At 69.3% G+C, this 19,653-nt stretch carries 16 protein-coding genes; 10 read left to right on the top strand and 6 right to left on the bottom strand.

Annotated features, from left to right (window positions below):
- The first annotated feature begins 47 nt into the window (after positions 1–47).
- Positions 48–449, top strand: coding sequence for a VOC family protein (locus AKG07_RS08405; protein WP_053097464.1), 402 nt, complete (start codon positions 48–50; stop codon positions 447–449).
- A gap of 18 nt (positions 450–467) precedes the next feature.
- On the opposite strand, the gene AKG07_RS08400 is transcribed toward AKG07_RS08405, so the two are convergent.
- Together AKG07_RS08400 and ald are read right to left on the bottom strand one after the other, a co-directional pair.
- Positions 468–1,667 carry a pyridoxal phosphate-dependent aminotransferase gene (locus AKG07_RS08400; protein ID WP_053099212.1) on the bottom strand — a complete coding sequence of 400 codons (1,200 nt, stop codon included), beginning with the start codon at positions 1,665–1,667 and terminating at the stop codon, positions 468–470.
- 86 nt (positions 1,668–1,753) lie between these two features.
- Complete coding sequence (ald, locus tag AKG07_RS08395) at positions 1,754–2,848, bottom strand: alanine dehydrogenase (protein WP_053097463.1); 1,095 nt, start codon at positions 2,846–2,848, stop codon at positions 1,754–1,756.
- A gap of 115 nt (positions 2,849–2,963) precedes the next feature.
- On the opposite strand from ald, the gene AKG07_RS08390 reads away from it, so the two are divergent.
- Positions 2,964–3,473 (top strand): Lrp/AsnC family transcriptional regulator, encoded by a 510-nt coding sequence (locus tag AKG07_RS08390; RefSeq protein ID WP_053097462.1) that lies wholly within the window; start codon positions 2,964–2,966, stop codon positions 3,471–3,473.
- A gap of 145 nt (positions 3,474–3,618) precedes the next feature.
- Positions 3,619–4,689, top strand: a complete 1,071-nt coding sequence (locus AKG07_RS08385; RefSeq protein WP_053097461.1) for an AraC family transcriptional regulator — start codon at positions 3,619–3,621, stop codon at positions 4,687–4,689.
- Between the two features lie 453 nt (positions 4,690–5,142).
- Here the strand turns inward: AKG07_RS08385 and AKG07_RS08380 are convergent, their stop codons facing one another.
- The 3 genes from AKG07_RS08380 to aceA all read right to left on the bottom strand — a co-directional run bounded on the left by AKG07_RS08380 (position 5,143) and on the right by aceA (position 8,706).
- Complete coding sequence (locus AKG07_RS08380; protein ID WP_053097460.1) at positions 5,143–5,577, bottom strand: hypothetical protein; 435 nt, start codon at positions 5,575–5,577, stop codon at positions 5,143–5,145.
- Positions 5,578–5,688: 111 nt separating this feature from the next.
- Positions 5,689–7,356 carry a malate synthase A gene (gene aceB, locus AKG07_RS08375; protein WP_233277347.1) on the bottom strand — a complete coding sequence of 556 codons (1,668 nt, stop codon included), beginning with the start codon at positions 7,354–7,356 and terminating at the stop codon, positions 5,689–5,691.
- A gap of 24 nt (positions 7,357–7,380) precedes the next feature.
- Positions 7,381–8,706, bottom strand: coding sequence for an isocitrate lyase (gene aceA, locus AKG07_RS08370; RefSeq protein WP_053097459.1), 1,326 nt, complete (start codon positions 8,704–8,706; stop codon positions 7,381–7,383).
- 136 nt (positions 8,707–8,842) lie between these two features.
- Here aceA and AKG07_RS08365 point away from each other — a divergent pair, with 136 nt between their 5' ends.
- The 3 genes from AKG07_RS08365 (at position 8,843) to AKG07_RS08355 (ending at position 12,644) form a co-directional block, all read left to right on the top strand.
- The gene (locus tag AKG07_RS08365; RefSeq protein ID WP_053097458.1) at positions 8,843–10,294 is read left to right on the top strand and encodes a helix-turn-helix domain-containing protein; all 1,452 of its coding nucleotides are present in this window, start codon (positions 8,843–8,845) and stop codon (positions 10,292–10,294) included.
- Positions 10,295–10,427: 133 nt separating this feature from the next.
- The gene (locus AKG07_RS08360) at positions 10,428–11,981 is read left to right on the top strand and encodes a glucoamylase family protein (protein ID WP_053097457.1); all 1,554 of its coding nucleotides are present in this window, start codon (positions 10,428–10,430) and stop codon (positions 11,979–11,981) included.
- Positions 11,982–12,017: 36 nt separating this feature from the next.
- Positions 12,018–12,644, top strand: coding sequence for a TetR/AcrR family transcriptional regulator (locus AKG07_RS08355; protein WP_053097456.1), 627 nt, complete (start codon positions 12,018–12,020; stop codon positions 12,642–12,644).
- A gap of 80 nt (positions 12,645–12,724) precedes the next feature.
- On the opposite strand, the gene AKG07_RS08350 is transcribed toward AKG07_RS08355, so the two are convergent.
- The gene (locus tag AKG07_RS08350) at positions 12,725–14,233 is read right to left on the bottom strand and encodes a PucR family transcriptional regulator (protein ID WP_053097455.1); all 1,509 of its coding nucleotides are present in this window, start codon (positions 14,231–14,233) and stop codon (positions 12,725–12,727) included.
- A gap of 116 nt (positions 14,234–14,349) precedes the next feature.
- Between AKG07_RS08350 and gabT the strand changes: the two genes are divergently transcribed.
- From gabT to AKG07_RS08330, 4 genes are all read left to right on the top strand, one after another.
- Positions 14,350–15,717 carry a 4-aminobutyrate--2-oxoglutarate transaminase gene (gene gabT, locus AKG07_RS08345; protein ID WP_053097454.1) on the top strand — a complete coding sequence of 456 codons (1,368 nt, stop codon included), beginning with the start codon at positions 14,350–14,352 and terminating at the stop codon, positions 15,715–15,717.
- Positions 15,718–15,828: 111 nt separating this feature from the next.
- Complete coding sequence (locus tag AKG07_RS08340) at positions 15,829–17,211, top strand: flavin monoamine oxidase family protein (RefSeq protein WP_053097453.1); 1,383 nt, start codon at positions 15,829–15,831, stop codon at positions 17,209–17,211.
- Positions 17,211–18,095 carry a universal stress protein gene (locus tag AKG07_RS08335; RefSeq protein ID WP_053097452.1) on the top strand — a complete coding sequence of 295 codons (885 nt, stop codon included), beginning with the start codon at positions 17,211–17,213 and terminating at the stop codon, positions 18,093–18,095. The genes AKG07_RS08340 and AKG07_RS08335 overlap by 1 nt, the downstream gene beginning before the upstream one ends.
- The gene (locus AKG07_RS08330; RefSeq protein ID WP_053097451.1) at positions 18,095–19,639 is read left to right on the top strand and encodes an APC family permease; all 1,545 of its coding nucleotides are present in this window, start codon (positions 18,095–18,097) and stop codon (positions 19,637–19,639) included. Before AKG07_RS08335 ends, AKG07_RS08330 begins: the two co-directional genes overlap by 1 nt.
- Positions 19,640–19,653 lie beyond the last annotated feature (14 nt).

Raw genomic sequence — 19,653 nt, 5'->3', positions numbered from 1 at the left:
GCCCGCGCCCGCCTGACAACGTCGCCCGTTCGCCGTACACTCGCGGCATGAGCGGACTGATCCCGTACCTGCTGTTTCCCGGAAACGCGGCCGAAGCGCTGGAGCACTACCGTGACGTCTTCGGAGGAGAGCTTCAGCTCGTCGACTATGCCAGTGCGGGTCGTGCAGACGGTCCGGCCGATGCGGTCGCCCACGGGCAGCTCTCAGGACCGGTCGAACTGGCGGGAGCGGATGCCGGTGCGGACGACGATGCCGTGCAGATGAGCGGGATGTTCCTCTCTCTGCTCGGCACCGCCGACGCGTCGACGCTGACGAGCTGGTTCGACCGGCTGTCAGAGCATGGCCGAGTGACCGACGCCCTGCAGAAGCGCGCGTGGGGCGACTACGACGGCACCGTCACCGACCGCTACGGCATCCGCTGGCTGATCGGCTTCCACGACGAGGACTGATCTCGTCGCAGACCGGCCTCAGGCGAACAGACGCTGCAGTCGCTGCACACCCTCGAGGAGCTGGTCGTCGCCGAGCGCGTACGACATGCGGATGTACCCGGAGGGACCGAATGCCTCGCCCGGGACGACGGCCACCTCGGCCTGCTCGAGGATGAGGTCGGCGAGCTCGAGCGAGGTCGTCGGCGTCTTGCCGCCCCACGTTCGTCCGAGCAGACCCTGCACGTCGGGGTAGACGTAGAAGGCGCCCAGCGGGTTCGGCACCACGAGTCCGTCGATCTTCGACAGTTCGGACACGATGAGGCGGCGGCGGCGGTCGAACGCCTCGCGGAACTGCTCGGCTTCGGTCTGGGGCCCGTTGAGGGCAGCGATCGCCGCCTTCTGCGCGACGTTGTTGACGTTGCTCGACAGGTGGGACTGCAGGTTCGCGGCGACCTTGATGGCATCCGCCGGTCCGACCATCCAGCCCACGCGCCAGCCGGTCATGGCGTAGGTCTTCGCGACGCCGTTGACGAGGATCGTCTGCCCCGCCACCGCGGGCACGGCCTCGACGATGGAGGTCGCCTTGACGCCTTCATAGGTGAGGTTCTGGTAGATCTCGTCGGAGATGACCCAGATGCCGTGCTCGAGTGCCCACTCGCCGATCGCCGCCGTCTCCTCGGCCGTGTACACCGATCCGGTGGGGTTGGAGGGCGACACGAACACGAGTGCGGTCGTACGCTCGGTGCGTGCGGCCTCGAGCTGGTCGACGGTGACCTTGTAGTCCTGATCGGCGCCCGCGAAGACCTCGACCGGCGTGCCGTCCGCAAGACGGATCGCCTCGGGGTAGGTCGTCCAGTACGGCGCCGGCAGAAGCACTTCGTCGCCCGGGTTCACCACGGCCTGGAACGCCTGGTAGACCGACTGCTTGCCGCCGTTGGTCACGATGACCTGGCTCGGCGAGACCTCGAGACCGGAGTCACGCAGCGTCTTCGCGGCGATCGCCTCGCGCAGCGCGGGCAGGCCCGGAGCTGGGGTGTACCGGTAGCTGGCGGGATCGGCGAGCGCCTCGGCGGCCGCGTCGACGATGAACTGCGGGGTCGCGAAATCGGGCTCGCCGGCGGCGTACGAGATGATCGGCTTGCCTTCGGCCTTGAGCGCCTTGGCCTTGGCGTCGACCTTGAGGGTCGCGGATTCGGCGATGGCGGAGAGCTTGCGGGAGAGAGGAGCGCGTTCGGTCACGACTACGAGCGTACCCGGGTCGACCCCGCCGATGACGGGTGAATGGTCGTCAAGAATCACGGTTCTTTCGTGCTGATGCTCCCCGCTCAGGCGGTGTGCATGCCGTGCGCGCGCGCGACGGCATCCAGGGTGATGCGGCCGCCCTGGACGTTGAGGCCCTGGGCCAGTGCGGCGTCGTCGGCTGCTGCACGCTCCCACCCCTTGCCGGCGATCGCCGAGACATAGGGGAGCGTGGCGTTGGTCAGTGCGCGCGTGGCCGTCTCGGGCACCGCGCCCGGCATGTTCGCGACGCAGTAGTAGATGGAGTCGTGCACTGCGAACGTCGGGTCGTCATGCGTCGTGGGGCGCGAGCCTTCGAAGCATCCGCCCTGGTCGATGGCGATGTCGACCAGCACGGATCCGGGCTTCATGGTCGCGACCATGTCGTCGGTCACGAGCTTCGGCGCCGCAGCCCCGGGGATGAGCACGGATCCGATGACCAGGTCGGCCGTCGCGAGCTCTTCGGCGATGTCGTACCGGCTCGACGCGCGAGTCTGCAGAGCACCGCCGTAGCGGTGCTCGAGCTCGCGGAGTCGCGGCAGCGAGATGTCGATGACGGTCACCTGTGATCCGAGCCCGAGCGCGTTCGCGGCCGCGTGCTCACCGGCGACACCGCCGCCGATCACGACGGTCTTGGCGCGCGGGGCGCCCGCGATGCCTCCCATGAGCACGCCCCGTCCTCCTGCGGATCGCATGAGGGAGTATGACCCCATCGTCACGGACAGGCGTCCCGCGATCTCGCTCATCGGCACGAGCAGAGGGAGGCTGCGGTCGGGCAGCTGCACCGTCTCGTAGGCGACGGCGGTGGTGCCCGCGTCGACGAGCGCCGTGGTCAGCGCCCGGTCGGCGGCGAGATGCAGGTAGGTGAAGAGGGTGAGATCCGAGCGCAGGAACCCGTACTCCTGGGCGATCGGCTCCTTGACCTTGATGAGCAGCTCCGCCTCGCCCCAGGTCTCCTCGGCGGTGTCGACGATCTCGGCACCGGCTATCCGGTAGGCCTCATCGGAGATGCCTGAACCGACGCCCGCTCCGGACTGCACGAGCACGCGGTGGCCCTCGTGCACCAGACGGTCTGCGCCTGCGGGGGTGAGCGCGGTGCGGTTCTCGTTGTTCTTGACCTCGGTCGGCACGCCGATCTTCATCGATCCTCCAAGTGACGGTTGCGTGAGTGCATTTCAGAATCGCAGAAACTTCGATCGTTCGACAGAATGCCTGAAGAAGATTCGCGCTTGGGGTGATTCCTGCATAATCGTTCGCATGGAGACGTCACCCGAAACCCCTCAGCCGAACACCCTTCGGGCACCGGCTCTCGACGCGATCGATGCGAGGATCGTACAGCTGCTGAGCGCGGACGGTCGGATGACGAACGCCGAGCTCGCGGGTCACCTCGGAGTCGCGCCGTCGACCGCGCACGCGCGTCTGCGCGCACTCGTCGAACGCGGAGTCATCAGCGGCTTCCATGCCAGCGTCGACGAGCGGAAGCTGGGCGCCGGCCTGCAGGCCATCATCGGAGTGAGCCTTCGACCGAGCGCTCGGCGCGAGAGCATCGTCGAGTTCGCCGACCGTGTGCGCGCTCTGCCTCAGGTGATCCAGGTCTTCTTCCTCGGCGGGGATGACGACTTCCTCCTGCACATCGCGGTGGCCGACTCATCGGAGATGCGCGAGTTCGTGCTCGAGCATCTCTCAGCCCAGAGCAGCGTCGCCTCGACCAGGACCAGCATCGTGTTCGACTACCACCGCAACTCGGTGGCTGCGTCGTTCCGCTGACCCGCAAGACGGCTGGCGGCGCGCCGCTGTCGTGGGCGCACGCAACGTATATTGCATGGCTCCTGGCGCGAACCTAGGGTGAGGGCGGGGACGGAGCAGCCGATGCGCACGCGGCGGGCTTCCGCTGGGGGTTGCGATGGGGCGAATGATCGACGACGCGGAGTTGGCCGGCTGGCTCGCCCGGCTCTCGGGCGGACTGTGGTCGTCATCGATCGGAGGCGCCGAGGCGTTCGCGTTTCCCACGTGGTTCTCCGAGCAGATCATTCGCCTCGACGGTCGAATCGGCATGCTGCAGCTGTCGAACTTCGGCGCGATGAAGGCCGACGATCCGGATGCGTTCGAGGCGGCGCTGCTTCGCAGGTCCATCGGCTCGACCATGCTCTACAGCACCCTCGAGACGGCGCACACCGTGAGCTACGAGCGAGCGATCGCCGAGGGCGAGGACATCATCATCGTCGGGATGGTGCAGCAGGGCGGGCAGCGCCTGAACACCGCGGCGGGGGTACAGGCCATGGGCGTCGGCCGCGTCGGCTTCATGTCGAGCCTGGGCCCATCGGCCGTCGAGCAGTTCGGGGTCACCAACTCGACCGGGGTCGTCGTTCCCGTGGCGGCCCTCCCCGGCTATCGGCACGTCCTCGCTCGAGGGGCCGACATGTTCCCGGACACCCCACTCACCCGGGCAGCGGGAGCCTCACTCGCGCGGATGCTGTTCGAGTGGGCGCAGGATCCGGATCAGGGTCAGGGGGCGCTCGCCGGCACCGAGGCGGCGCTGATCGCGCTCGTGCGAGGGCTCTTCCGACAGTTCCCCGGCGACGGCGAGACCAGCCGGACGAGTGAGTTCCGCGCGGAGGCGGGGCGCATCATCGAGCGGCGGCATCGTGATCCGGCATTCGGCATCGCAGAGCTCGCCGCCGACCTGCACGTCAGCCGTCGCCAGCTGTTCCGCCTGTATGAAGGTGCCGACGAGAGCCCCGCGAACCGCTTGCTGCGTCGGCGTCTCGTGACGGCGCGCGAAGAGCTGCTGTCGACACCCCCGCAGGACCTTGCGGCGGTCGCAGCCCGCTCCGGTTTCGCCGACGCGTCCGCGCTTCGGGCCCAGTTCTCCCGGCACGTGGGGCACAGTCCCAGTGCCTTCCGCCTCGCGGCCCGCACGCAGCCGCCGCGTCTCGCCGAGGCGATGCTGCTCAGCGACGAGCAGTCCGCCCCCACCGCCTGACCGAGGCCGGCCCATCGGGCCGACCCGGTCGGGGCTGTCCGTCGCGGACCGACGCGCGCGCCCGCGCGAGCCTGCCGTGTGCTGTCCGGCTGCTTCGCCGACCCCGACAGAGAGTGACACATGATCGCGAATCTGGTGCCAACGCGGGTTCTGCGTGCCGGGCCGAGCGCACCGGGTGACGCAACGTCCTGCGGCGCTTCCGGATCGTCGGAGCCGCTCCTAACCTGAACCTGCCCGTGTCCCCAGGCGGGCCATGACGGCAGATCGCGACGGAGCTCCGCTCCTGGCGCATCGGCCGTCACGGCTTCCGGACGCGGCGGGATCGCCCGTCCGGAAGTTCGGGGGACAGGCGCGAAAGCGTCGGGCATGACGGACCACCTGCGCGAGGGCGCGGGTGGACGTGCGGGTGCTTCGGTCAGGGGAGACCGGGGCACCCGCGAATCCCCCTCGGCGTCACGCGCCGAACGAGGAAGGCAGCGCGCAGTAGTCGGCGAAGCGCCGCGTCGGAGCCGCCGGGTCCGTGACGTCGACGATCGCGCCGGCGATCGAGTGCGGGGACTCATCATCGGCGAGCTGCCACACGATGAAGTTCCAGATGCCCCTCGCCGTCGGGCTGAGCAGCGCTGCCGGGCCCGAGACGATCAGGACCGTCGCCGGATCGGAGCCGGTGCGGAACGGAGCGATCACGTCGCCGCGCAACGCCGCTTCATCGGCATCCGCGCTGTGCGCACGCTCGACGTGCTGCCCGGCGGCGATCAGCGCCGTCGCGAGGTCGTCCGCCGCTCGACGCGAGCGCTCGGCATCCGCTCCGGCGACCGCGATCAGTCGGCGCCCTCGCGGGTAGAGGTGAAGGAACTCGGACGAGATGTCAGACCACACGTCGCTCATGTTCTCAGGCTACGCCCGCCGGCGACGGCGGGCTCCGGCGGTCCTCCGCATCACGCACGAGGAGCCCCTCGGCTGCCGATGGCGGCATCCGAGGGGCTCCTCGTCAGAGTCTCAGGCCTCCTCGACGAGGAACCTGCTGTAGGCGCCGAGCGTGAGGAACGCCGGGAACTCCTCGTGCAGGGCGACGTCGCGGAACACCGAGGCGGCATCGTCGAACCTGTCGCCGTCGTGCCGGTCGACCTCGCCGAGGATCTCCGCGATCAGGCTCTCGACGTAGTCGGCGGTGATCGCGGTGCCGTCCTCGGTGGAGCGGTCCTGGTGGATCCACTGCCACACCTGCGAACGGCTGATCTCCGCCGTCGCGGCATCCTCCATCAGGTTGTCGATCGACACGGCGCCGAGCCCTCGCAGCCATGCCTCGAGGTAGCGGATCGCCACCGACACGTTGTCGCGCACGCCCTGCGCGGTGATCGGCCGCCCGATGTGCAGGTCGAGCAGCTGCGACGCGGTCACCATGACCTCGGGGCGCTGGCGGCCGACCTGGTTCGGGTGGTCGCCGAGCACGGCGTCGAACTCCGCCAGCGCTGTGGGGATCAGATCGGGGTGCGCGACCCACGTGCCGTCGAAGCCGTCGCCGGCCTCGCGCTTCTTGTCGGCGGAGACCTTCTCGATCGCCCGCTCGGTCACCTCGGGGTCGCGGCGGTTCGGGATGAAGGCGCTCATGCCGCCGATCGCGTAGGCGCCCCGCTTGTGGCAGGTCTGCACGAGCAGCTCGGTGTACGCCCGCATGAACGGCACCGTCATCGTGACCTCACTGCGGTCGGGGAGCACGAAACGCGCGCCGCGGCCGCGGTAGTTCTTGATGATCGAGAAGATGTAGTCCCAGCGCCCGGCATTGAGACCCGCGCAGTGGTCGCGCAGCTCGTAGAGGATCTCGTCCATCTCGAAGGCCGCGGGCAGGGTCTCGATCAGCACGGTCGCGCGGACGGTGCCGTGCGGGATGCCGATGTACTCCTCGCTGAAGGAGAACACGTCGTCCCACAGCTTCGCCTCTTCGCTCGACTCGATCTTCGCGATGTAGAAGTAGGGGCCCCGACCGTTCGCGATGAGCTCCTGCGCGTTGTGGAAGAAGTACAGGCCGAAGTCGACGAGCGAGCCGGATGCCGCCGTGCGGCGCCCCGCGCGGTCGGTGAACTGCAGGTGCTTCTCCGGCAGGTGCCAGCCACGCGGACGCATCACGATCGTCGGTGTGCGCTCGGCGGTGACGTGGTACTCCTTGCCTTCGGGGGAGCGGAAGGACAGCTCGCCGCGGATCGCGTCGCGCAGCGACAGCTGCCCCTCGACGACGTTCTTCCAGGTCGGACTCGTGGCATCCTCCTGGTCGGCGAGCCACACGCGAGCACCCGAGTTCAGTGCGTTGATCGTCATCTTCGGGTCGGTCGGACCCGTGATCTCGACGCGGCGGTCCTCGAGACCCGGCCCCGCGCCTGCGACCCGCCAGTCGGCATCCGCGCGGATGTGCGCGGTGTCGTCGCGGAAGCGCGGGTCGTGGCCGTTGCCGATCTCGAACCGACGGCGCATCCGGTCGGCGAGCCGATCGTGGCGGCGCGAGGCGAACCGGTGGTGCAGCTCGGTGAGGAACGCGATCGCCTCGGGGGTGAGGATCTCGTCGTAGCGGTCGCGGAGCGGACCGGTGACCGCGATCGCCGGACCCTGCTGCGTGGTCTGGATCGGAGCCGTGGTCGGGCTGGTGGTCGGGGGAGCGGTGGGAGTGGTCATGATCGTGTGTCCTTCACAAGTGGCTCAGTGGAACTGCGCGGCTTCGGTGGAGCCGGCGAGGGCGAGGGTCGCGCTGTCGGGGTTGAGCGCGGTAGAGATGACGTCGAAGTAGCCGGTGCCCGCCTCGCGCTGGTGCTTGGTGGCGGTGTAGCCGTTCGCCTCCGCGGCGAACTCGGCCTCCTGCAGCTCGACGTACGCGCTCATGGCGCGATCGGCGTAGCCGCGGGCGAGGTCGAACATCGAGTGGTTCAGGGCGTGGAAGCCGGCGAGCGTGATGAACTGGAACTTGTAGCCCAGGTCAGCCAGCTCCTGCTGGAACGTCGCGATCTCGGCGTCCGACAGGTGGCGCTTCCAGTTGAAGCTCGGTGAGCAGTTGTAGGCGAGCAGCTTGCCCGGGAACTCGGCATGGATCGCGGCGGCGAACTCACGTGCCAGCTCGATGTCGGGTTCTCCCGTCTCGACCCACAGCAGATCGGCGTAGGGCGCGAATGCGAGGCCTCGGCTGATGACCGACTCGATGCCGGGGCGGATGCGGTAGAAACCCTCGGTCGTGCGCTCGCCGGTGGTGAACTGCTGGTCGCGCTCGTCGACATCGCTGGTGAGCAGGTCGGCCGCGAGAGCATCCGTCCTGGCGATGATCACCGTCGGGACTCCGGCCACGTCGGCGGCGAGACGCGCGGCGTTCAGGGTGCGGATGTGCTGCTGCGTCGGCACGAGCACCTTTCCGCCGAGGTGGCCGCACTTCTTCTCGCTCGCGAGCTGGTCCTCCCAGTGGATGGCTGCGGCACCGGCCTGGATCAGCGACTGCGCGAGCTCGTAGGCGTTGAGCGGTCCTCCGAAGCCCGCCTCGGCGTCGGCGACGATCGGCGCGAGCCAGTCCTGCGTGACGTCGCCCTCGGCGTGCTCGAGCTGGTCCTGACGGATCAGCGCGTTGTTGATGCGACGCACGACCGCCGGCACCGAGTTGGCGGGGTACAGCGACTGGTCGGGGTAGGTCTGACCGGCGAGGTTGCCGTCGGCCGCGACCTGCCAGCCCGAGAGGTAGATGGCCTTGAGGCCCGCCCGCACCTGCTGCACCGCCTGCCCGCCTGTGTAGGCGCCCAGTGCCCGGACGTAGTCCTCGGTGTGCAGCAGGTTCCACAGGTTCTCGGCTCCGCGGTGCGCGAGCGTCGCGTCCTCGCGGACCGAGCCGCGGACGCGGATGACGTCCTCTGCCGTGTACGTGCGCTCGACGCCGTCCCAGCGGGGATCCGTCTCCCAGATCTCCCGGAGCTCGGCGGCCGTCTGAACCTGGTCCCCGGCGCGCAGCCCTGCGGGGCGAGGGGTGTGGTTCTGGGCGGTGTTCGTCATGGTGTCTCCTCCGTTGGATGCCCGGACCGTGAAGCCGGGTGGCGTGTTTCCACTGTGTGTGAAGTTCGCACCCTTCGATGGCCGATCGGGGAGTGAAGATCAGCCGGAATTCTGTTTCTGTGACAGAATCGGCCGCATGAGCACTCCAGCGGTCGAAGAAGACGCCGACGCCCTCACGATCGGACGCCGCATCCGTCAGCTGCGCACGGCGCGCGGGATGACCCTCGACGACCTCGCGGCGGCGGTCGATCGAGCGCCCAGCCAGATGTCGATGATCGAGACGGGCAAGCGCGAGCCCAAGCTCACGCAGCTGCAGTCGATCGCGCGCGCTCTCGGCGTCACGATCGACGCGCTGCTCGAGGGCGAGCCGCTCGATGAACGCAGTGCGATCGAGATCGCCCTCGAACGGGCCATGAAGGGGCAGACGTTCCAGGCTCTCGGCATCGAGCCCTTCCGGATCGCGAAGAGCATGCCGACGGACGCGCTCAAGGCCCTGCTCGCACTGCACGGCGAGATCGACCGGCTCAAGGATGAGCGCGCGGCCACTCCCGAGGAGGCCAGGCGCGCGAACGTCGAGCTCCGCCACCTCATGCGGCGGCAGGACAACCACTTCGCCGATCTCGAGACGAAGGCGGCGGAGATCCTCGCGGCGGTCGGGCACCCCGGGGGACCCCTCACCCAGCGGACGGCCTCCGAGATCGCCGCCTACCTCGGATTCACCCTGCACTACGCCCCGGACCTGCCGCAGACCACCCGCAGCGTCGCCGACCTCGCGAACGGACGTCTGTACCTCTCGAGCAGCGTCCCGGCCAAGGGGGATGCCCGGACCGCGGTGCTGCAAGCGCTGTCCAGCCGCATCCTCGGTCACTCCGAGCCGCGCAGCTATGCCGAGTTCCTGCGCCAGCGCGTCGAGACGAACTACCTCACCGGGGCGCTGCTGGTGCCGGAGGCCCACGTCGTGCCGGCGCTGAAGGATGCGAAGACGCGCAGGGCGATCTCGATCGAGGATCTGCGCGACGCGTACTCGGTGTCGTACGAGACCGCCGCGCACCGATTCACGAACCTCGCGACGCGCCACCTCGACATCCCCGTGCACTTCCTCAAGGTGCACGAGTCGGGCACGATCACGAAGGCGTACGAGAACGATGACGTGAACTTCCCGACCGATCGCCTCGGATCGATCGAGGGGCAGATGTGCTGCCGCCGATGGACCAGCCGCGTGGTGTTCGACGAGGACGACCGCTTCAACCCGTACTACCAGTACACGGACACGGGCAACGGCACCTACTGGTGCACGGCCCGCGTCGAGGCGTCGAGTGAGGGACTGCACTCGGTCAGCGTCGGCGTGCGATTCGACGACACGAAGTGGTTCGTCGGGCGCGACACCCCGCATCGCGGAGTCTCGAAGCACTCGGTCGAGGTGTGCTGCCGGCGGGCGCCCGCCGACCTCGAAGGGCGGTGGCGTGAGAACTCCTGGCCGAACGTCAGGACCCCGCGCACTCTGCTCGCCACACTGCCGACCGGGGCCTTCCCGGGCGTCGACACGACGGATGTGTACGAATTCCTCGAGGCGCACGCGCCGCGCTGAGCGCCCGCACGCGCCGTCGATTCCGGTCGCCTTCCTGTCACGAGGAGGGGGTTGAGCGAACAACGAACACGTGTTAGGTTTTCGCAGGTCGGAGCGCCGCGCTCGGCGGCGCCGTTCTCGATGAGGAGACACGATGAAGCGATGGATGAGCACGCTGGCGACGATCGGACTCGTGACTGCGGGCCTGACGGTCGCCGGGCCCGCGACGGCCGGCGGTGGACGCCCCGGCACCGGTGACCTGAACCGCTGGGCGGTGGACACCTGGCACTCCCTCGACGCGATGACCGATGAGGAGACCGGCCTTCCCGCCGACAACGTGAGCGGCGACCTCGAGACGCCGAGCGCCTACACCTCGCCGACGAACATCGGCGGATACCTGTGGTCGACGGTCACGGCTCGCGACCTCGGAGTCATCAGCGACGAGGAGGCGCGCGATCGCATGTCGACGACGCTGGAGACGCTCGGAACCCTCGAGCGCAACGACGCCAGCGGCATGTTCTACAACTGGTACTCGCCGACGACCGGCGAGAAGCTCACGACATGGCCCGACTCGGGAGACCCGGTGCACCCGTTCCTCAGCACGGTCGACAACGGGTGGCTCGCCGCCGCACTGCGCATCGTCCGCGAAGCGGAGCCCGACCTCGCGCAGCAGGCGGACGCGCTGTACGACTCCATGGACTTCGCGGCGTTCTTCGACCCCGAAGGCGCGGCAGGACTCCCTGCAGGCACGAACCGCGGGGGCTTCTGGGATGCGGCTTCGCCGGAGTGCAGCGTCGAGGCGCCGATGTACAACGGCTCGGGGGACACCGCGTTCTACACGTGCCACCACTACGACACGACCGTGAGCGAGAGCCGCATCGCGACCTACCTCGGCATCGCGAACGGTCAGATCCCGGCCACGGCCCTGTACGGCACGCATCGCACGATGCCTCCCGGGTGCGACTGGGCGTGGCAGGAGCAGCTCCCTCAGGGCGAGTACCGCACCTATGACGGCGTCGAGGTGTGGGAGGGCGCCTACGCATATGACGGGATGTCGTTCGTGCCGAGCTGGGGCGGCAGCATGTTCGAGTCGCTGATGCCCGACCTGCTCGTGCCGGAGACCACGTGGGGTCCGCGTTCGTGGAAGCTCAACCACCCGATCACCGTCGCCGTGCAGAAGCAGCACGGGCTGGACGAGGCCGGATACGGCTATTGGGGCTTCTCGCCCGCGAGCGACCCGTTCGGCGGGTACGCGGAGTACGGGGTCGACGTAGCCGGGATGCGGGCAGACGGGTACACCTCGGACGCGGAGAAGACCGACGTCGACATCGACAGGCCCGGATGCACCACGGGGACCGATCCCGCTCCGGAGTTCGGTGACGGGGTCGTGACGCCGCACGCCGCGTTCCTGGCGCTTCCGTACGATCGCACGGGCGCGCTCGACAACCTGCGCGGCATCGAGACGGACCTCGGCGCCTACGGCCCCGGCGGGTTCTTCGACGCGGTGGCGGTGAAGAGCGGCACGATCGCCGAGCGCTACCTGTCGCTCGACCAGTCGATGATCATGGCCGCGATCGGCAACGAGCTCACGAAAGATACACTCAAGGACTACTTCGTGGATCGCGACATGGAGCAGCGCCTGCGGCCCGCCATGCGGCAGCAGGTGTTCGGCTCGTCGTGGGGAACGGGGAACGGCCACCACGGCTGAGGTCCGCGCGTTCGCGCCGAGAGACAGGACGGGCGCATGAGCACGGATGAGCAGCCGATGGCGGCGCGACGGCCTCGCGGTCCCTACGCCACCGGCCAGGCGCGCAGGCAGGCGATCGTCGACGAAGCGCTCGCGGTGTTCTCCCGCACGGGATTCCACGGTGGATCCCTACGGGAGATCGCGAAGCGCGTCGGCGTGACGCCGACCGGCCTGCTGCACCATTTCGCGGGCAAGGAGGAGCTCTTCGCCGAGGTGCTCCACCAGCGTGACGAGAAGGTGCGAGAGGCGGCGGGCGACCCTGCCGAGCACACCCTGATCGAACAGGCCACGCGCGTCGTCGCGCACAACCAGACCTCGCGGGGTCTCACCGCGCTCTACGCGATCGTCTCGGCGGAGGCCACAGACCCCGACCACCCGTCGCACGCCGACTTCGCCGCCCGATACCGCGAGCGCGCCGTGGCCGCAGAAGAGATCCTGCGGCGAGGTCAGGCCGACGGAGAGGTGCGCGAGGACATCGACCCCGCTCGGGCGGCCCGGCTGATCAGCGCGGTCATGGACGGCATCCAGCTCCAGTGGCTCCTCGACGATTCCGTCGACATGGTCCCGCTCTTCGAGGAATTCGTCGGACGCTACCTTCACCCCGCCGAACGACGGCCCGACTGAAGGGCGCGCGGATGGCGGAGGCCCGGCATCCGCCACCCCGCCGGGCGGTGATCGCCGGCCGTTCGGTCGAGGACCCCGGTTCAGTCCCGTGCGGTCTGCAGCAGCGTCCACAGCTCGGCGCGGGCGGGGAACGTCGACAGGTCGCTTCCCAGGAGCGCTCCGGCCTGGGCGATCCGCGACCGCAGCGTGTGGCGGTGCACACCGAGTGCCGCCGCGGCAGGATCCGCCTTCGCATCGTGCTCGAGCCAGGTGCGCAGCGACCGTTCGAGGTCGCCGCCGGATCGCGCGTCGTGGTCGCGGATCGGCGCGAGTCGCGATTCGGCGACCAGTCGGGCCTCATCCGTGGCCAGTGCGCTGAGGATGCTGGATCCGGCGGCATCGGCGAAGTGGAACACCCCGGCGCCGGACTGCTGACGGAGCGCCGCGAGCGCCTGTGCGTGGGCTCGGGAGAACGCGTCGTACGACTCGGAACCGGACGCGCCGATGCGGATGCCGAACCGGGTGGCGACCTCGTCGAGCAGTGCGTCATCGGCCATGGACAGGCAGAGCACCACGCCCTCGGATGATTCGGCGAGGAAGCTGGCGGTGCCGTGCTCGGCCCTGCGCCGATCCCACCAGTCGGCGAACGGTCCGGTCGGAGCATCCGCGGCGATCGCGACCACCACGGGTGCAGAGGGCATCGAGCCGAGGACCTTCCGCGCGAGGGACGGATCGTCGTCGAGCAGCGAGCTCAGCAGCTGCGAGTTCAGCCGACGCTTGCTGCGGGCGAGCTGGTCGCTCTGCTCGAGCGCGAGTCCGGCCATCGCGATCACCGACGTCACGACCGTGCGCGCCTCGGCGTCGAGCGCATCGACAGCCAACGCGATCACCCCGCGCAGGTGTCCGCCGCGCCCCACCGTGAAGAGCGTGAACGTCTGATCGTCGATCGTGAGCGACTGCCCGGCCTCGAGCCCACGGGTGAGGATCTCGGTGACCCGTTCGCCGAGCTCGGTGAGTCGTCCTGCAGTGACGGCCGATCGGGGGTGCGACAGCTGCAGGGCGCCGGACGCGTCGTACATTCCGGCCCAGACATCCAGACGGCGGCCGAGCTCTGCGACGGTCGCGTCGAGTCCGCGGGGGCGCAGCGCGGCCAGTGCGAGTGCGCGCTGGGTGTCGAGCGCCCACGACCTGCGGGCGTAGGCCTGCGCCGCGATCGCTTCGGAGTGTGCGCGGGCGACGGCGATGAAGGGCGTGCGATAGGGGACTTCGAAGAGGGGGATCCCGCGGCGTGCGCACTCGAGGATCAGCTCGTCGGGGATCGCGGCACGGTGCACGTCCGTGCCGAATCCGAGGCCGAGCACCCCGCGATCCGCCAGCCGCCCGACGTAGACGTCGAAATCGGTGCCGACGTCGAACTGGGTGCCCGTCGTCAGCAGTGCGAGGTCCTCGGCGAGGAACGGCGTCGGGTCGGCGAGGTCGGAGCTGTGCACCCACCGCAGGGGGCGATCGAGGGCGCCGTCCGGAAGGCCGTCCGCGTCCGAGATCAGCACGAGCCCGAGATCGCGGCGCCGGAAGAGAGCGCGCAGCGCGGGCTGTTCGGCGTCGTCCATGCGCTGCGGTCCTCTCGGCATCCGGATCAGCGCTTATACGGTCGGGCGATGATCTCTCCCAGATTGTACAGCCGGGCGAATGCGCCGACGTCGGATGCGGTCGTACGCTCACGGACATGGCTCTCCTCGACACCGCAGCTGTTGCAGTCCCGCTCGGCGGACCCGACCTCCCCCAGGAGCGTCGTCTCGTCACCGACCTTCCCGGCCCCCGCTCGGCCGAGATCCTCGCCCGCAAGGCCGATGCCGTCGCCGCCGGCGTCGGGCACACGGTTCCCGTCGCGGCCGTCGCCGCCGGCGGGGGAGTGGTCGTGGATGCCGACGGCAACTCGCTGATCGACCTCGGCTCCGGCATCGCTGTGACGACCGTCGGCAACGCGCACCCCAAGATCGCCGCAGCCGTGGCCGCGCAGGCCGCGCAGTTCACGCACACCTGCTTCATGATCTCGCCGTACGAGTCGTACATCGGTGTCGCCGAAGCGCTCAACCGCCTCACTCCCGGCGACTTCGCCAAGAAGAGCGCCCTGTTCAACTCCGGCGCCGAGGCCGTCGAGAACGCGATCAAGATCGCCCGTAAGCACACCGGTCGCCAGGCCGTCGTCGCCTTCGACCACGGCTACCACGGCCGCACCAACCTCACCATGGCGCTGACCGCGAAGTCGATGCCGTACAAGAGCGGCTTCGGCCCGTTCGCCCCTGAGGTGTACCGTGCGCCGATGTCGTACCCGTTCCGCGACGGTCTCGACGGCGCAGAGGCCGCCGCCCGCGTGATCCTGCAGCTCGAGAAGCAGATCGGCGCCGACAACCTCGCCGCCGTCATCATCGAGCCGATCCAGGGAGAGGGCGGCTTCATCGTCCCGGCGGAGGGCTTCCTCCCGGCGATCGCCTCGTGGTCCCGCGCGAACGGCGTCGTGTTCATCGCCGACGAGGTGCAGACCGGCTTCGCCCGCACCGGCCACATGTTCGCGAGCGAGATCTTCGGCATCGAGCCCGACCTCATCACGACCGCCAAGGGCATCGCGGGCGGTCTGCCCCTCGCCGCCGTCACGGGGCGCTCCGAGATCATGGACGCCTCGCACGCAGGCGGCCTCGGCGGCACCTACGGCGGAAACCCGATCGCCTGCGCTGCGGCGCTCGCCGCGATCGATGTGTTCGAGAACGACGGCGTGATCGAGCGCGCTCGCGAGATCGGCGAGATCCTGACGGCACGCCTCGGAGCCATGCAGGAGAAGGACACCCGCATCGGAGACATCCGCGGCCACGGCGCCATGATCGCCGCCGAGTTCGTCGACCCCGAGACCAACGCGCCCGACGCCGCCCTCACCTCCGCGGTCGCCAAGGCCTGCGTCGCGCAGGGCGTCATCGTCCTGACGTGCGGCACCTACGGCAACGTCATCCGGTTCCTCCCGCCGCTCTCGATCGGCGACGACCTCCTGAACGAGGGCCTCGACGTCGTCGCGGCCGCGCTCGCCGCCACCGCGGGCTGACAGACCAGCAGCCGCGGTTCGTCCGCGACTGCCACCACACGTCCGGCCGCGACGAGGATCGGGGGATTTCGAGTCGCGGCCGGCACAACCTTTCCAATGAAGGAGAAGCAGATGGCTGAGATCACTCGCGACGTGCTGATCGTCGGAGCCGGAGCCGCAGGGCTCACGGCGGCGAACGACCTGCGCAAGGCCGGCCTGTCGGTCGCCGTACTCGAGGCGCGTGACCGCGTCGGCGGACGACTGTGGACCGACGTCATCGACGGCGCCATGCTCGAGATCGGCGGCCAGTGGGTCTCGCCCGACCAGGACGCCCTGAAGGACACCATCGAGGAGCTGGGGCTCGAGACCTACAGCCGCTACCGCGAGGGCGACAGCGTCTACGTCGGTCCGGACGGGCAGACGCATCGCTTCACCGGCGAGATGTTCCCGGTGTCCGCTGAGACCGAGGCCGTCATCGCCGAGATCACCGAGCGCCTCGACGCCATGGTCGCCGAGATCGACCCCGACCGTCCGTGGGAGCACCCGCTCGCGAAGGAATGGGACTCGATCACCTGGGACGCCTGGCTGCGTGTGCAGACCGACGATGACGAGGCCGTGCGCAATCTCGCCTTCGCCACCGGCTCCGCGATGCTCACCAAGCCGACGCACTCTTTCTCGCTGCTGCAGTCGCTGCTCATGGCGGCATCCGCCGGGTCGTACTCCAACCTCGTCGACGCCGACTTCATCCTCGACAAGCGGGTGGTGGGCGGTCTGCAGAAGGTGCCGCTGCTGCTCGCCGAGCGCCTGGGCGACGACGTCATCCTCAACCAGCCGGTGCGCTCGCTCGAATGGGGCGTCGACGGTGTGACCGCCACGACCGACGACACCACCGTGCGCGCCCGCTTCGCGATCCTCGCGCATGCTCCCGTGCTCTACAGCCGTATCGCCTTCGTCCCGCCGCTTCCCCGGCGCCAGCACCAGATGCACCAGCACATCTCGATGGGCTTCGTCATCAAGGTGCACGCCGTCTACGACCGCCCGTTCTGGCGCGAGCAGGGCCTCAGCGGCACCGCGTTCAGCCCGTACGAGCTCGCGCACGAGGCGTACGACAACACGAACCACGGCGACGAGCGCGGCACCCTGGTCGGCTTCGTCAGCGACCAGAACGCCGACGACCTGTTCACGCTGTCGGCCGAGGAGCGCAAGGAGCGCATCCTCGAGTCCCTCTCGCACTACTACGGCGACGAGGCGAAGAACCCGGTCGTCTACTACGAGAGCGACTGGGGCACGGAGGAGTGGACCCGCGGAGCGTACGCGGCGAGCTTCGACATGGGCGGACTCCACCGCTACGGCGCCGACCTCCGCTCGGCCGTCGGCCCCATCCACTTCGCGTGCAGCGACATGGCGGGCGCCGGATATCAGCACGTCGACGGCGCGATCCGCATGGGGCACCTCGTCGCCTCGAACATCGTCGAAGCGACGCGCGCCGCCGGCGACACCGCCGAGGTCGGCTGATGACCGGCGCGGTCGTCGTCGGGTACACCGCGACGGATGCGGGAGCGGATGCCGCAGCGCTCGGCGCGCGGCTCGCCCGCAGCCTCGGCGCGGTGCTGCACCTCGTGATCGTGCTGCCGTCGGAGGGCACCCGCAGCGCGGCCGTTCCCCCCGAGCGGGCGTATGAGGACCACATCCGCCGCCAGGCGAAGGAATGGCTCGAGGACGCGGTCGTCCGACTGCCGCAGGAACTCACCCGCACGGGCCACGTGCGGTTCGGCGAGTCCTTCGCCGAAGGGCTGATCGCCGCCGGCGAGGAGTTCGGCGCCAGGCTGATCGTCATCGGCACGGCCGGCGGCAGCATCTTCGGCCGCCACCGCCTCGGCAGCGTCGCGTCGGAGCTGCTGCACTCGTCGACCATCCCCGTCGCGCTCGCCCCCGCCGGCACCGCGGACCAGGACGATCACGTGCTTCCTCGCGTGACGGCCGCGGTCGGCAACCGGGCGGGTGCCGACAACCTCCTCGACGAGGCCGCCGCGATCGCGACCGAGTCCCGTGTCGGCCTGCGCCTCGTCTCGCTCGTGCCCTTCGACGTGCCGCCCGGTCTCGACACCGGCGCGATCCGCGTGGTCGGCGACGCACACGCGAACGACGTGCTCGAGGTCGCCAAGAGCCTGCTGCCCGACGAGCTGAAGGCCGAGGTCGAAGAGGCCCCCGGCGACACCGTCGAAGATGCCGTCGCGAACCTCTCGTGGCTCCCCGGCGAGGTCGTCCTCGTCGGCTCCAGCCGCCTGGCGCAGCCGCGCCGCCTGTTCCTGGGCTCGACCGCAGCGAAGATGCTGCACGAACTGCCCGTTCCCATGATCGTCGTCCCGCGCACCCGCGCCGAAGCAGGAGTCCGCTGATGAGCAGCACGAACCGGGCGACGGAGCCCGCATCCGGTGTGACGACCGGCATCTCGCAGAAGGGGCTGAGCGCGGGTGCCGTCGGAGTGCTCGGAGCCGTCGTCATCGGCGTCTCGACCATCGCGCCGGCCTACACGCTCACCGCATCGCTCGGCCCGACGGTCGCCGTCGTCGGCACCCAGGTGCCCGCGATCATGCTCGTCGGCTTCATCCCGATGCTCCTGACCGCCTTCGGCTACCGCGAGCTCAACCGCATGATGCCGGACTCCGGCACCTCGTTCACGTGGGGAGTGCGGGCGTTCGGGCCGTGGATCGGCTGGATGACGGGCTGGGGCCTGATCGCCGCCACCGTCATCGTGCTGTCGAACCTCGCCGGCATCGCGGTCGAGTTCCTCTTCCTGCTGATCGCCCAGCTCAGCGGCAACCCCGAGATCGCCGACCTGGCGTTCAACCCGATCATCAACGTCGTCGTGTGCCTGCTCTTCATGCTCGGCGCGACGCTCGTGTCGTACCGCGACATGCAGACGACGCAGAAGTTCCAGTACATCCTCGTCGGCTTCCAGGTGCTCGTGCTCGTGGTCTTCGCCACGGTCGCGATCGTCAAGGCCGTCTCCGGAGACGCTCCCGAGCCGACCCCTTTCTCGTGGTCGTGGTTCAACCCGTTCGAGGTTCCGTCCTTCAGCGCCTTCGCCGCAGGGCTCTCGTTGTCGATCTTCATCTTCTGGGGCTGGGACGTCGTCCTCACCATGAACGAGGAGACGAAGGACCCGGCCAAGACGCCGGGGCGCGCCGCGATGGTCACGGTCGTCGTCGTCGTCGCCCTGTACCTGCTGCTGGCCATCGGCCTCATCATGTTCGCCGGCGTCGGCACGGGCGACTACGGGCTCGCGAACGAGGACATCTCGGCGAACGTGTTCTTCGCGCTCTCGGATCCGATCCTCGGACCGCTGGCGTTCCTGGTCTCGCTCGCGGTGCTGTCGAGCTCGGCGGCCTCGCTGCAGTCGACCGCAGTCGGACCCGCTCGCACGCTGCTGGCGATGGGGCACTACGGCGCCCTGCCCAAGAAGTTCGCACGGGTCAGCCCGCGGTTCTTCACCCCGGGCTACTCGACGATCGTGTCGGCCGTCGTCGCGTCCGTCTTCTACGCCGTGATGCGCCTCGTCAGCGAGAACGTCCTCACCGACACCATCCTGTCGCTCGGCATGATGATCTGCTTCTACTACGGCCTCACCGCGTTCGCGTGCGTCTGGTACTTCCGCAAGCAGTGGTTCGACTCCGCCAGGAGCTTCTTCTTCACGTTCCTGTTCCCGCTCGTCGGCGGTGCGATCCTCGCCGTCCTGTTCGTCACGACGCTCATCGACTCGATGGACCCCGCGTACGGCAGCGGATCGAACATCGGGGGCCTCGGACTCGTGTTCGTCCTCGGCGTCGGCATCATCGTGGTCGGCATCGTCATCATGATCTGGCAGTCCATCAAGCGCCCGGCGTTCTTCCGCGGCGAGACCCTCAGCATGGATGCTCCCGCGAGCAACCGCCGGCGCTGACGGAATCCCGCGGC

This window comes from Microbacterium sp. CGR1 (assembly GCF_001266755.1).
GTDB lineage: Bacteria > Actinomycetota > Actinomycetes > Actinomycetales > Microbacteriaceae > Microbacterium.
Note: the sequence above shows the minus strand (reverse complement) of the source record. Positions and strands in the feature narration are given on the sequence as shown.